At 66.4% G+C, this 12810-nt stretch carries 15 protein-coding genes and 1 tRNA gene; 10 read left to right on the top strand and 6 right to left on the bottom strand.

The window, feature by feature from the left end; all coding sequences use genetic code 11:
- Positions 1–165 precede the first annotated feature (165 nt).
- Together C556_RS0111090 and C556_RS20135 are read left to right on the top strand one after the other, a co-directional pair.
- Positions 166–441 (top strand): hypothetical protein, encoded by a 276-nt coding sequence (locus C556_RS0111090; RefSeq protein WP_018748326.1) that lies wholly within the window; start codon positions 166–168, stop codon positions 439–441.
- Entirely contained in the window at positions 438–1277 is an 840-nt protein-coding gene (locus tag C556_RS20135) for a spermine/spermidine synthase domain-containing protein (protein ID WP_018748325.1), read from the top strand. The genes C556_RS0111090 and C556_RS20135 overlap by 4 nt, the downstream gene beginning before the upstream one ends.
- 3 nt (positions 1278–1280) lie before the next feature.
- Here the strand turns inward: C556_RS20135 and C556_RS0111080 are convergent, their stop codons facing one another.
- Entirely contained in the window at positions 1281–1544 is a 264-nt protein-coding gene (locus C556_RS0111080; RefSeq protein ID WP_245559236.1) for a ribbon-helix-helix protein, read from the bottom strand.
- Between the two features lie 44 nt (positions 1545–1588).
- Between C556_RS0111080 and C556_RS0111075 the strand changes: the two genes are divergently transcribed.
- A complete protein-coding gene (locus tag C556_RS0111075; protein WP_018748323.1) occupies positions 1589–1930 on the top strand; it encodes a zinc ribbon domain-containing protein YjdM in 342 nt (113 codons plus the stop codon).
- A gap of 139 nt (positions 1931–2069) precedes the next feature.
- Here C556_RS0111075 and C556_RS0111070 read toward each other — a convergent pair.
- Positions 2070–2160, bottom strand: a tRNA-Ser gene (locus tag C556_RS0111070).
- A gap of 366 nt (positions 2161–2526) precedes the next feature.
- Here C556_RS0111070 and rbsK point away from each other — a divergent pair.
- From rbsK to C556_RS0111040, 6 genes are all read left to right on the top strand, one after another.
- Complete coding sequence (gene rbsK / locus C556_RS0111065; RefSeq protein ID WP_018748322.1) at positions 2527–3417, top strand: ribokinase; 891 nt, start codon at positions 2527–2529, stop codon at positions 3415–3417.
- Complete coding sequence (rbsD, locus tag C556_RS0111060; RefSeq protein WP_018748321.1) at positions 3414–3812, top strand: D-ribose pyranase; 399 nt, start codon at positions 3414–3416, stop codon at positions 3810–3812. The genes rbsK and rbsD overlap by 4 nt, the downstream gene beginning before the upstream one ends.
- A 96-nt stretch (positions 3813–3908) precedes the next feature.
- Positions 3909–5390, top strand: a complete 1482-nt coding sequence (locus C556_RS0111055) for a sugar ABC transporter ATP-binding protein (protein ID WP_018748320.1) — start codon at positions 3909–3911, stop codon at positions 5388–5390.
- Between the two features lie 17 nt (positions 5391–5407).
- Positions 5408–6346, top strand: a complete 939-nt coding sequence (locus C556_RS0111050) for an ABC transporter permease (protein ID WP_018748319.1) — start codon at positions 5408–5410, stop codon at positions 6344–6346.
- A 70-nt stretch (positions 6347–6416) separates the two neighbouring features.
- The gene (gene rbsB / locus C556_RS0111045; protein WP_018748318.1) at positions 6417–7355 is read left to right on the top strand and encodes a ribose ABC transporter substrate-binding protein RbsB; all 939 of its coding nucleotides are present in this window, start codon (positions 6417–6419) and stop codon (positions 7353–7355) included.
- A gap of 88 nt (positions 7356–7443) precedes the next feature.
- Positions 7444–8460: a substrate-binding domain-containing protein gene (locus tag C556_RS0111040; protein WP_018748317.1), complete on the top strand. Its 1017-nt coding sequence runs from the start codon at positions 7444–7446 to the stop codon at positions 8458–8460.
- A 9-nt stretch (positions 8461–8469) separates the two neighbouring features.
- Here the strand turns inward: C556_RS0111040 and C556_RS0111035 are convergent, their stop codons facing one another.
- Together C556_RS0111035 and C556_RS0111030 are read right to left on the bottom strand one after the other, a co-directional pair.
- Positions 8470–8895 (bottom strand): DUF3293 domain-containing protein, encoded by a 426-nt coding sequence (locus tag C556_RS0111035; RefSeq protein WP_018748316.1) that lies wholly within the window; start codon positions 8893–8895, stop codon positions 8470–8472.
- Positions 8896–8933: 38 nt separating this feature from the next.
- On the bottom strand, positions 8934–9716 hold the full coding sequence (locus C556_RS0111030; protein ID WP_018748315.1) for an inositol monophosphatase family protein: 783 nt from the start codon (positions 9714–9716) through the stop codon (positions 8934–8936).
- 259 nt (positions 9717–9975) lie between these two features.
- On the opposite strand from C556_RS0111030, the gene C556_RS0111025 reads away from it, so the two are divergent.
- Positions 9976–10749 carry an RNA methyltransferase gene (locus C556_RS0111025; RefSeq protein ID WP_018748314.1) on the top strand — a complete coding sequence of 258 codons (774 nt, stop codon included), beginning with the start codon at positions 9976–9978 and terminating at the stop codon, positions 10747–10749.
- Here the strand turns inward: C556_RS0111025 and clsB are convergent.
- Both clsB and C556_RS0111015 read right to left on the bottom strand, forming a co-directional pair.
- On the bottom strand, positions 10737–11963 hold the full coding sequence (gene clsB, locus C556_RS0111020; RefSeq protein ID WP_018748313.1) for a cardiolipin synthase ClsB: 1227 nt from the start codon (positions 11961–11963) through the stop codon (positions 10737–10739). The genes C556_RS0111025 and clsB overlap by 13 nt on opposite strands.
- Positions 11963–12721, bottom strand: coding sequence for an endonuclease/exonuclease/phosphatase family protein (locus C556_RS0111015; protein ID WP_026263007.1), 759 nt, complete (start codon positions 12719–12721; stop codon positions 11963–11965). The genes clsB and C556_RS0111015 overlap by 1 nt, the downstream gene beginning before the upstream one ends.
- Positions 12722–12810: the final 89 nt, after the last annotated feature.

Below are 12810 nucleotides of genomic sequence, written 5' to 3'. Positions count from 1 at the left end.
TCGTGGGCGGCGTCCGCCATGGTATGCGCCGCAGGCAGGAACCCTTACGCCGCACTTGATCGAAAGTGATAACCGGACGTTATTTTGCTTTGTTCATGAACATACATCAACACACATTGCATTATAATGTTTCGCACATATTCCTCCGGCACGGCAACGTCACCGATGCAGATTCAACGTTACGGACTCCGGGTCATCGGCCTTCACGGCCAGGCGGATTGGCAATCGCGTCTGATCGAACAGATCACTGCGCATCAACTGATATGCCGCACCGAAGCGGTTTCGGCCGAGACAATCGAGCTGGAGCTCGAATGCACCCGCGCCGATCTCGAAGCAATCGGCTACGACATCCTGTACGGCGCCCTGGGCTTCACCCCGCGCTACGTCATCGTGCGCAACCCGGATCGCCAGACCTACTTCCTTCGTAAAGCTGCGGAATGACCCTGCCGATTCATCGCGCATTGCTCGACCAGGCCGGCCTGGCGCATCCGGGGCAGATGGCGCCCTGCGTGGTACAAGGCGCCGGCCATCGCACGCTGCAATTCGACCTGACGGCCATCCAGAGCAGGATGGCGCTCAAGGACCCGCTGCATCTGGTGCTGAGCTACACCCGCAGCATGCTGGCGTTCCGGCTCTTCGTGCCCGATCCCGGGCAGGTGGTGATGGTGGGGCTGGGCGGCGGATCGCTCGCCAAGTACTGTTATCACGCGCTGCCCGGCACGGCGACCACGGTCTGCGAGATCGACGCGCGCGTCATCGCGCTGCGGGACCAGTTTCACGTGCCGCCGGACGACGAGCGCTTCCAGGTGGTCTGCGCGGACGGTGCCGACTACCTGCGACGGCGGCATGCCGATGTCGACGTCCTGCTGGTCGACGGCTTCGACAGTCGCGGCATCCATCCATCGTTGTGCACCGAGGCCTTCTACCGGGGCTGCCTGGACTGCCTGACGCCGAACGGGGTGGCGGTATTCAATCTGCTGGGCACCGACGACAACGCGGGGATCTACATTCACCGCCTGTGCAAGGCGTTCGCGGATCAGGTGGTGGTGATCCGGGCGGAAGACAGCGCCAACTACATCGTGCTGGCCAGTCCTTCGGGACAACTGCGCCAGACCCCGGACGAAGTGGTACTGGCGCAGGGCGCGCTGCTGGAAACAGTGACCGGCTACCAGTTCGGCCAATACGCGCGCCGGCTGATCGTCAACCGGCAGCTGTATGCCCAGGCGGAACAGGTGGTCGAGGCCTTCGACGCGCAACGTCGCAGACGAGGCGCCTAGCGGCTATTTCACGCGGGGGTTGGCGCGCGACGCGGCATCGCCGTACTCGACGCCATGCTTGGCAAGGTAATCGCGGATCAGTTGGCGGACCACCTGGGAAGTATTGAGGTCCTGGGCAGCACACAGATCCTCGAAGGCCTTTTTCTTGGCCGGATCGATCAGCACCGTCAGGCGCGCGGTCTTGGCTTCCATCGTTCGCACACACTCTGAGTTGATGTGCGTTGAATTGTAATCCAATGCACATTGCGCACGCAGCATCCACCGCATGCCGCGCTTGCGTCCATTGTGCCTCAACTCCAAGGAGATCGTCCGTGAGTACCCTTCCCCCCTGTCCACAATGCCAATCCCCCTATACCTATCAGGATGGCGCCCTTTACCTGTGCCCCGAATGCGGCCACGAATGGGCGCCGGGGTCGGATGCGCCCGAAGCCGAAGCGCAGCGCCTCGTGCGCGACGCCTACGGCAATGTGCTCAACGACGGTGACAGCATCACGGTCATCAAGGATCTGAAGGTCAAGGGCTCGTCGCTGGTGGTCAAGGTCGGCACCAAGGTGAAGGGTATCCGCCTGGTCGAGGGCGATCACGACATCGACTGCCGCATCGAAGGCATCGGCGCCATGCAGCTCAAGTCGGAGTTCGTCAAGAAGGCGTGAGGCCCGGGGCGCCGCGCAGGTTCAGCCCATCATGAGGCGCGAGGTGGTACGCCGGAAGGAACGCAGAATGACATCCGGTGTCCGGCCAGCGGCGCAAAAGCAAAAAGCCCTGAATTGCTCAGGGCTTTTTTGTGTTCTCTGGCGGAGAGGGGGGGATTCGAACCCCCGATAGGCTATTAACCTATACACGCTTTCCAGGCGTGCGACTTAAACCACTCATCCACCTCTCCGCAGTGGAGGCCGAACTATACGCCAGGCGGTTCGCCTTGCCAAGAGCCATCCCCGGGCTTTTTTTGACGACCCACGTCAGCCAATTTTGGGGTCTTCCCCCATTCGTCCGCTCATCCATGACGCTGTCGTCATCGGCGCGGCGGTCCATGCGCATAACTACCTCACCGCATGCCGTGGCGGGGGATGTATCCCCCGCTACCGCCGCACCAAAACGGCTCATAAGGTAAACCACGTAGTGCCGTTCCAAAAACTACATTCCTCTGTTATAAAGAATTCCATCTGCTGATTACGATTTAGCAAGCCCGATAGGGCGCTACAGCACCAACTTGGTGCCAGTGCCGGGCAACGCGCCAAAGGAAGGCAAGATGACCAAGGTTCTGGTGGTAGGCAGCATCAATATGGATCTGGTGGTGGAAACCGCCACCTTTCCCCGGCTCGGCGAAACGTTGTTCGGACAAGGCTTCGCCACTCACCCCGGCGGCAAGGGGGCCAACCAGGCGGTCGCCGCGGCACGGCTGGGTGCCCAGGTGACGATGCTGGGACGGGTCGGCAAGGATGCGTTCGGGCAACAGCTGGTGGCGGGCCTGCAGGCCGAAGGCATCGACACCCGCTGGATCGGCAGCAGCGATGCGGCCACCGGCATCGCCGCGATCACCCTGTGCCAGGCCGACAACGCCATCATCGTGGTGCCGGGGGCCAACGCCCTGCTGACCCCGGCCGACCTGGACGCCGCCGAAGCCGCCTTCGCCGACGCCGAGGTGGTGCTGGCGCAGTTGGAAACCCCGCTGCCCACCGTCGAACACGCGGCGGCGCTGGCGGCGCGCCACGGCAAGCCCTTCGTGCTCAATCCCGCGCCCGCCACCCGCCTGTCCGATGCCCTGCTGGCGCAATGCACGCTGCTCACCCCCAACGAATTCGAACTCGCTAGCGCGCTCGGCCAGCCGGATGCCGATTGGCAGGCGCTGCTGGGCGCCCTGCCCGGCCACGTGGTGATGACCAAGGGATCGCAAGGCGCCTTCTATACCGAGGCCAACGGTGCGGTGCGGCGCCAGCCTGCCTTCCCGGTCAAGCCGGTGGATACCACCGGCGCCGGCGACACCTTCAACGGCGCGCTGGCGGCGTTCTGGCACCTGGGGCTGGCGGAGGCGATCCGCCACGCCTGCGCGGCCGGCGCGCTGTCGGTGACCAAGCCCGGCGCGCAGGGCGGCATGCCCACGCTGGCCGAGCTGCAAGCCTTCCTCGGAGCACAAGCATGAAGAAGACCGGACACCTGAACCGCGACATCAGCCGCGTGCTGGCAGGCATGGGCCACACCGACTGCATCGTCATTGCCGACTGCGGCCTGCCGATTCCGCCGGGGGTGGAATGCATCGACCTGTCGCTGAAGATGGGCGTGCCGCGCTTTCTGCACGTGCTGGAGACGGTGCTGGCCGACCTCAAGGTGGAACGCGCGGTGTTCGCCAACGAATGCCTGGACCACAACGCCGAGGTGGCCGAGCGCGCGTCGTCGCTGGCGCGCGAGAACGTGCAGGTGGAGTTCGTGCCGCACGAACAGTTCAAGGCGCTGACGCAGCAGGCCAAGGCGGTGATCCGTACCGGCGAGGCCACGCCCTACGCCAATGTGGTGCTGTATTCCGGCGTGATCTTCTAGGCGCGCCCACGCCCGCCGCGTGGCGCGGCGGCGGGCGCGACGCAATGCGCCGATCCGGACGCGCCGGGACGAGCGCGCCGGCAAGGAGTCGAAAACATGCAGATCAAGATGAGCGGCATCAGCAAGGCCTTCGGGCCGGTGAAGGTGCTGGAAGGCGTGGATTTCGCGCTGCAAGCGGGCGAGATCCACGCGCTGATGGGCGAGAACGGCGCCGGCAAATCCACGCTGATGAAAATCCTGTGCGGGGTCTACCAGGCCGACGCCGGCAGCATCGAGGTGGACGGCCACGCGGTGCAGATCCGCTCCACCACCGATTCCGAGCACCTGGGCATCGCCATCATCCACCAGGAACTGAACCTGATCCCGCAGTTGTCGGTGATGGAGAACATGTTCCTGGCCCGCGAGCCGCGCCGCTTCGGCGTGATCGACAGCGGCCGCATGCGCGAGGAGGCGCGCCGCTGGCTGGCGCTGGTGGGCGCGACGCAGATCGACCCGGACGGCGAGGCGGGCAAGTTGTCCATCGGCCAGCAGCAGATGGTGGAGATCGCCAAGGCGCTGTCGCTGAACGCGCAGGTGCTGATCATGGACGAGCCCACCGCCGCGCTCACCGAACGCGAGATCGAAAAGCTGTTCGGCATCATGACCGATCTCAAGGCCAAGGGCGTGGCCATCGTCTACGTGTCGCACCGCATGGAAGAGATTTTCCGCATCTGCGACAAGATTTCGGTGTTGCGCGACGGCCAGTTCGTCGGCGAGCGGGTGATCGCCGAGACCGGCTTCGACGAGATCGTGCGGCTGATGGTCGGCCGCGAGCTGGGCGATCGCTTTCCCAAGCGCGAGGTCGAGATCGGCGCGGTGCGGCTGGCGGTCAGCGATCTGGCCGACCAGGGCAACATCGCCGGCATTGGTTTCGAGGTGCGCGCCGGCGAAGTGCTGGGCATCGCCGGTCTGATGGGCGCGGGCCGCAGCGAAATCCTCAAGACACTGTTCGGCGTCAACCGCCGCACCCACGGCGAAGTCTCGCTGGACGGCCAACCGCTGACCGCGCGCACGCCATCGCAGGCCATCGCCGCCGGCGTCGGCTTCGTCACCGAGGATCGCAAGAGCCAGGGCCTGGTGCTCGGCATGTCGGTGCGCGAGAACGCCACGCTGGTCCACCTGGCCCAGTACGCCCACGGCGGCGTGGTCAACGGCCGCTCGGAAAGCGAGGCGGTGGCCCGGCTGGTGGACGAACTGCACATCCGCACCCGCGACGCGGAGCTGGACGTGAAATCGCTGTCGGGCGGCAACCAGCAGAAGGTGGTGTTCGCCAAGTGGCTGGCCAAGCCTCCCAAGGTGCTGCTGCTGGACGAGCCCACCCGCGGCGTGGACGTCGGCGGCAAGGCCGAGATCTACCACATCATCAACCGCCTGGCCGCCGCCGGGGTGGCCATCGTGATGGTGTCGTCCGAACTGCCCGAGGTGCTGGCGATGAGCGACCGCATCCTGGTGATGCACCAGGGCCGGCAGGCCGGCATCTTCGACGCCGCCAGCGCCACGCAGGAAACCATCATGACCGCCGCCACCGGCAACAACTGAACAAGAGAGCAACCGCCATGACTCCGCAACAAAAAGCCACGCTGCAAAAACTCGGCCCGTTCCTCGCGCTGCTGCTGGTCTGTGCCGGCCTCGCCTTCATGAGTCCGGATTTCCTGTCGGTCGGCAACCTGATGAACGTGCTGCGCCAGGTATCGATCAACGCGCTGATCGCCTTCGGCATGACGCTGGTGATCCTGCTCGGCGGCATCGATCTGTCGGTCGGCTCCATCCTGGCGCTGGCATCGGTGTTCACCGCGATGATGATGCGCGCGGGCTACGACCCCATCCTCGCCACGCTGGTCGGCGTGCTGTCCGGCGCCGTCATGGGCTGCGTCAACGGGCTGGTGGTGGCCAAGGGTAAGGTGGCGCCGTTCATTGCCACGCTGGGCATGATGACCGTGCTGCGCGGCCTGTCGCTGGTGTTCTCCAACGGCAGCCCGATCACCGGCTTCCAGAGCGACTTCTTCTCGATGCTGGGCGGCGGTTACCTCGCCGGCCTGGTGCCGATCCCGGTGGTCTGGACGCTGCTGATGTTCGCGCTGTTCTGGTTCGTACTGAAGAAGACCGTGTTCGGCCGCCATGTCTATGCCACCGGCGGCAATGCCGAGGCGGCGATGCTGTCCGGGGTGAAGACCAACCGGGTGCAGATCGGCGTGTACACCATCTCCGGCGCGATGGCCGCCATGGCCGGCATGGTGCTGACTTCCCGGCTGAACTCGGCGCAACCCACCGCCGGCATGGGCTACGAGCTGGACGCCATCGCCGCGGTGGTGCTGGGCGGCACCAGCCTAGCCGGCGGGCGCGGCTGGATTTTCGGCACGCTGGTCGGGGTGCTGCTGATCGGCGTGCTGAACAACGGCCTCAACCTGCTGGGCGTGTCGTCGTTCTATCAACAGGTCATCAAGGGCAGCGTGATCCTGCTGGCGGTCCTGCTCGACCGCAGCGGCAAGAAGTAACCGTATCGTTTCCGCAGTGAACAGGCCCTCCCCCGGGCATACAAACCAACCTCCATCGAGGAGTCGAACCATGAAACGTCTGATCCCCTCCCTGCTCGCCGGCCTGCTGGCCATCGGGCTCGTCGCCTGCTCCAAGCAGGGGCCGGATACCCAGCAGGCAGCCGGCGGCGCCTCCGCGCCCGCGGCGGCCACCGGCAACACGGTGGGCCTGTCGATCTCCACCCTGAACAACCCCTTCTTCGTCAGCCTGCGCGATGGGGCCGAGAAGGAAGCCAAGGCCGCCGGCATCTCGCTGATCAGCGTCGATGCGCAGGACGACCCGGCCAAACAGATCGCCAGCGTGGAAGACCTGATCCAGAAGAAGGTGCGAGTGATCCTGATCAACCCCACCGATTCGGACGCGGTCGCCAACGTGGTCAAGCAGGCCACCGCGGCGGGCATCGCCGTGATCTCGCTCGACCGCAGCGTGAACGGCGCCGAAGTCACCGCGCACATCGCCTCCGACAACAAGGCCGGCGGCAAGATGGCGGCCGACTTCCTGCTCGACCGCATCGGCGGCAAGGGCAACGTGGTGGAACTGGAAGGGCTGCCCGGCTCGTCCGCCGCGCGCGAACGCGGCGAGGGCTTCCACTCGGTGGTGGACGGCAAGGCCGACGTCAAGCTGGTGGCCAAGCAGCCCGCCGACTTCGACCGCGCCAAGGGCCTGTCGGTGATGGAGAACATCCTGCAAGGCAACAAGGACGTGCAGGGCGTGTTCGCGCACAACGACGAGATGGCGCTGGGTGCGCTCAAGGCCATCGAGGCCGCCGGCCTGAAGAACGTGGTCGTGGTGGGCTTCGACGCCACCGCCGACGCCGTGGCCGCCGTGAAGGCCGGACAGATGGCCGCCACCGTGCAGCAGAAGCCGGACCTGATCGGCAAGATGGGCGTGGAGGCCGCGCGCCTGGTGATCGACGGCAAGCCGGTGGAAAAGAACATCCCCGTGCCGCTGGAACTGGTGACCAAGTAAGCCCGGCAAGCGCCAGCAAGGACCGGCCGCGCGCCGGTCTTTGCTTTCGATTGCGCTACACTTGCGCCCTCTTCCGCGAGGCCATCCCGTGAGCCAGTTCGAACGCCTGACCATCGACGACATCGCCCGCCTTGCGAACGTGTCGCGCACCACCGCCAGCATGGTGCTCAACGGCCACGCCGAGCGCTATCGCATCGCGCGCAGTACGGTGGAACGCGTGCTGGCCGTAGCCGCCGCCCACCATTTCTCGCCGTCGCAATCGGCGCGCGCGCTGCGCAGCCGCAAGAGCGGCACGCTGGGGCTGGTGATTCCCGAACTGACCAACTTCGCCCACGCCAGCCTGGCACAGGCGTTGGAGACGCAAAGCCGCGCCGCCGGCTACCAGTTGCTGATCGTCACCAGCGACGACGATGCCCAATGCGAGGCCGACGGCATCGTGCAGTTGCTGGCGCGCCAGGTGGAGGGGTTGATCGTGGTGCCCGCCACCAACGAGCCGTCGCTGTACCTGCGCTGCGCCAAGCGCCTGCCGCTGGTGTTCGCCGACCGCCGCGTGGCCGATTGCGACATCCCGTGGGTGGTCACCGACGCCAGTGCCTCGGTGACCGAGCTGGTCGGCTCGCTGCTGGCGCACGGCGTGGAGGAAGTGGTGTATTTCGGCGGTCAGTCCGAACTGTCGCCCAGTCGCGACCGCCTCGCCGGCTACCGCGCCGCCCTCGCCGCCGCCGGCCGCACCGAAGGCGCCGACTGGGTGCACCAGCGCGATTACCGCCGCGCCTCCGGCCAGGCGTTGACCGCCGCGTGGCACGCCGCGCACGGCCGCGATCCGCAGGCGGTGTTCACCGGATCGATCACTCTGCTGGAAGGCGTGCTGGCCGAACTGATCGCCCAGGATCGCCTGGACGAGGCGCCGCGCCTGGTCACCTTCGACGATCACCCGCTGCTCGACTGCCTGCCACTGCCCATCGACGCGGTGGCGCAGGATACGGCGCAGATGGCGAAGCACAGCCTGGCGGCGATCCAGGCCCAACTGGCCGGCCAGACGCCGGAAAATGTCCTGGTGCCGGCACGGCTGCACCGGCGCGGCACCAACGCCCACCGCCGCTGATCTTCGCCCTCAGCGGCACCACGCCAGCTCGGCAACCCCACCCAGCCGACCCAACACCACCGCGTTCTGTTCGAAACAGCGCCCCAGCGCCAGTGCCTCGTCGCGCCCGATGCCCAGGATCAGCAGCGACGGCTCCGCGGCCCAATCGCCCGCCACCGGCTCACCAGCCCCCTCGAAACACCCCCAACCGGCCGCGCGCACCGCGTCGATCAGGTTCTGGTGCCGCGCCAGGTTCTCGTGCGCACACAATTGCGCCGCGGAATAAGGATTGCACGCCGAGACGAACGCCCACTCCGCCACGCCGCGCCGTTGCAGCTCGGCATCCAGGTCGGGATGCGGCGCATCCACCCGCAACGTCAGCGCCAGCGACGGCACCACGTAGCGAGTGGCGCGGTAGGCCGCGCCGAATTGCTGTTCGAGTTCGGATGGAGTCATGGGATGAAAAAAGCCGGCATCGTCGCCGGCTTTATTCCTTATTTCAGGTGTTGCTTGATCAGATGCAGCATCTGCCCGAACACGCGCGGGGTGCCGCACAGCACGTCGCCCGATTGCAGGTAGTGCTCCTCGCCGGCCAGGTCGGTCACCAGGCCGCCCGCCTCCTGCACCAGCAGGGTGCCGGCGGCGATGTCGCAGGTCTTGAGGTCGAATTCGAAGAAGCCGTCGAAGCGGCCGCAGGCGACATAAGCCAGGTCGAGTGCCGCGGCGCCGGGACGGCGCACGCCGGCCGCCTGCTGCGCCATGTCGCGGAAGATGGCGAGGTAGGTTTCCAGGTTGTCGAACTTGGTATAGGGGAAGCCGGTGCCGACCAGCGCGTCGGACAGGTCACGCACCTTGGAGACGCGGATGCGACGGTCGTTGAGGAAGGCGCCGACCCCGCGGGTGGCGGTGAACAGGTCGTTGCGGTTGGGGTCGTAGACCACTGCCTGGGTGATCACGCCGCGCTGTTCCAGCGCGATGGAGATCGCGTATTGCGGGAAGCCGTGCAGGAAGTTGGTGGTGCCGTCGAGCGGATCGATGATCCAGGTGTATTCCGATTCGCCGCGCACGCCCGATTCCTCGGCGTGGATGGCGTGCTTCGGATAGGCCTCCAGGATGGTCTCGATGATGGCGTTTTCGGCGGCGCGGTCCACCTCGGAGACGAAATCGTTGTGGCCCTTCTTTTCGGGCGTGATCAGGTCGAGGTTGTTGGAGGCGCGCTGGATGACGGAAGCGGCACGGCGGGCGGCGCGGACGGCCGTGTTGAGCATCGGATGCATGGTGGATTCCTGGTTGACAAAGAAACGGTCGGACGCGGCAACCGGGCAAGCCCCGGGCCTGGGCCGCCCCGGCTGGACCAGGGCATCGATGCGGATTGTGTCGTGGGCCAAAACGCCCGACCGGCTTCTAAAGAACGAAAATTTCCCGCATTCTACCGGGTTTCGCCGCACGCCAAAACACGTCGGTGTACCATCAGCGCCCGCCCGCCGCGACATCGCGCCCGGGCGGCGCCGTCCTTCGCATTTCACAGGTTTTCCCATGAGCAAGACCGACTGCCTTTCCGCCTTTCGCGTGGTGCTTTCCCACACCTCCCACCCCGGCAACATCGGCTCGACCGCGCGCGCGATGAAGACCATGGGCATCACCCGGCTGTACCTGGTGAACCCCAAGGAATTCCCGTCGCCGGTGGCGACTTCGCTGGCTTCCAGCGCCGACGACGTGCTCCAGAGCGCCATCGTGGTGGAATCGCTGGCGGAGGCATTGGCCGGCACCACGGTGCAGGTGGCGATGACGGCACGGCGGCGCGAGCTGGTGCAACCGCTCGGCACACCGCGCCAACTGGCGCCGGAACTGCTGGCGGAAGCCCGGGGCGGTGGTGAGGTGGCACTGGTGTTCGGCACCGAGATGAGCGGCCTGACCATCGAGGAAGTACGCCAGTGCAACCGGCTGGTGACGATTCCCACCAATCCCGACTACTCCAGCCTCAACCTGTCGCAGGCGGTGCAGGTATTGACCTACGAGCTGTTCAGCTGCCTGTCCGACGACGTGAGCCACCTGGAGGAACACCCCAAGTACGCCAGCCACGAGCACGTCGAGTTGTTCCTGGAACACCTGGAAAGCACGCTGCTCACCATCGGCTTCCTCAAGCCCTACGCGCCCAAGCGGCTGATGCCGCGGCTGCGGAGGCTGTTCCAGCGCACCCGGCTGGAGCAGGAGGAAGTGGACATTCTGCGCGGCATCCTGCGCGCCACGCTGGAATACGACCGCAACGCCGAGCAGAAGCCCAGCTCGCAGCGCGATCACTCCAGGTAACGGCGTCCGCCGTAGCCGGTGAGGCCCATGATCAGCCGCACCAGCCCGAAACAACTCCAGACCAGCGCGCGCAGCGTCATGCCGGCGTGCTTCACGTCGGCCACGTCCACCTGCCGCGCCGAGTGGGCGATCTGGCGCAGGATGTCGGCGCGCAATTCACCGGCGATGGTGGCGTCGCGCACGAATACGTTGGCCTCGCGCGCCAGCAGCAGGCTGAACGGATCGAGGTTGGACGAACCGACCGTCGCCCACTCACCGTCGATCACCGCCGCCTTGGCGTGCATGAAGCCGGCGTAGTACTCGTGGATCTGCATCCCGGCCACCAGAAAGCGCCGGTAGTAGGCGCGCGTGGCCCAGTGCAGCAGGAAGTGGTCGACCTGCCCCTGCATCAGCAGCACCACCCTCACCCCGCGCGCGGCGGCGGCGCGCAAGGCATGACGGAAGCGGTAGCCCGGCAGGAAGTAGGCGTTGGCGATGACGATCTCGTGGCGGGCATGGTGGATCGCCTGGAGATAGGCCTGCTCGATGCCATGCCGGTGGCGCAGGTTGTCGCGGATGGCGAAGCCCGCCACCACGTGGCCCACCGGCGTCGCATCCACCGGCACCCGGCTCTTGGCCGTCCATTCGTGCTTCAGCTGCACCCAGGCGGTATGGCGCCACAGTCGGTCGGCGGCGGTGTGCATCTGCGCCACCACCGGCCCTTCCACCCGGAAGGCGTAGTCGTAGCGCGGCGCCAGGCCGGGCAGACCGGGCTCCAGGTCGCTCAGGATATTGATGCCACCCACGTAGCCGACGCGGCCGTCGATCACCACCAGCTTGCGGTGCAGGCGTCGTAGCCGGCTGGTGTTGAACGAAAGCGGGCGGATGTCGGGTCGGAAGAACAGCAGCCAGGCGCCCGCCGCCTCCAGTCGCTCGCGCCAGACCGGCGGAAACTGGCGCGCGCCGAAGCCATCGGCCTGGATCCTGACCCGCACGCCGCGTTGCGCGGCGGCGACCAGCGCATCGACCACGCGCTGGCCGATGTCGTCGGCTTCGAACAGATAGGTTTCGAGGAAGATCTCCACCCGGGCGGTGTCGATCTCGGCCAGCAGCAGCGGAAAGTAGTCGGTGCCGTTGTACAGCAGGCGCACCCGGTGGCCGCCGGCGAAATGCATGGCGATGACCTTGGGCGGCCGCCAGTTGCGCAACTGGGTCAGGGCGCGCGCCTTGCGCATCAGTGGGGCATGCTACGGGCCAGCTCCGCGTAGAGCGGTGCGTGATCGGACAGGCCGGTCCAGGGGTGGCCGCCGAGCACGTCGGCGACTTCGATGTCGAAGCCGCGCACATACATGCGATCCAGCGTCAGCACCGGCAGTCTGGCCGGAAAGCTGCGCGCCGGCGCGCCATGCAGCATCTCGAACGCCTCGCTCAGGCCCAGTTCGTGGAGCATGAACGGCGTGGCTTCGCAGCGCCAGTCGTTGAAGTCGCCGCCGAGCACCACCGGCGCGTGCATCGGCACCTCGGTGTGGACGTATTCGGCCAGCAGCTTCAACTGCTGGCGGCGATCGCGCGCGCGCAGATTGAGGTGGACCGACAGCGCATGCAGCGGACGGGTCCAGCCCGGCACTTCCAGCACCGCGTGCAACAGGCCGCGCTGCTCGAACTTGTGCAGGGTCAGATCGTGGTTGTCCCAGCGACGCACCGGAAAGCGCGACAACAACGCATTGCCGTGGTGACCATAGCGGTAGTTGGCGTTGCGGCCGTACAGCGCGGTGAGTTCGGCGCCGGCCAGGTATTCGTGCTGCGGCTCCAGCGGCCAGTGGCTGAAGCGCTGCGCCTTGCGCTGGTGGGCGCCCTGCACTTCCTGCAACAGCACCAAGTCGGGTTGCAAGCCTTGCAAGGCCTGTCGCACTTCGTGCACCACCAGACGGCGGTTGAACAGCGACAGCCCCTTATGGATGTTGTACGACGCGACACGGAGAACGTTCTTCAATTCGATCGACCTGTAGACGGCGATTCGGCCGGTGGCCGGCACCTGGATCACATGGGTGCGGCGGGGCGCGGATCAAGCGTCGAAAACGA

The sequence above is a fragment of the Chitiniphilus shinanonensis DSM 23277 genome, from assembly GCF_000374805.1.
Classification (GTDB): domain Bacteria; phylum Pseudomonadota; class Gammaproteobacteria; order Burkholderiales; family Chitinibacteraceae; genus Chitiniphilus; species Chitiniphilus shinanonensis.
The sequence above is the reverse complement of the archived record's forward strand: the minus strand, read 5'-3'. Positions and strand labels throughout refer to the sequence as shown.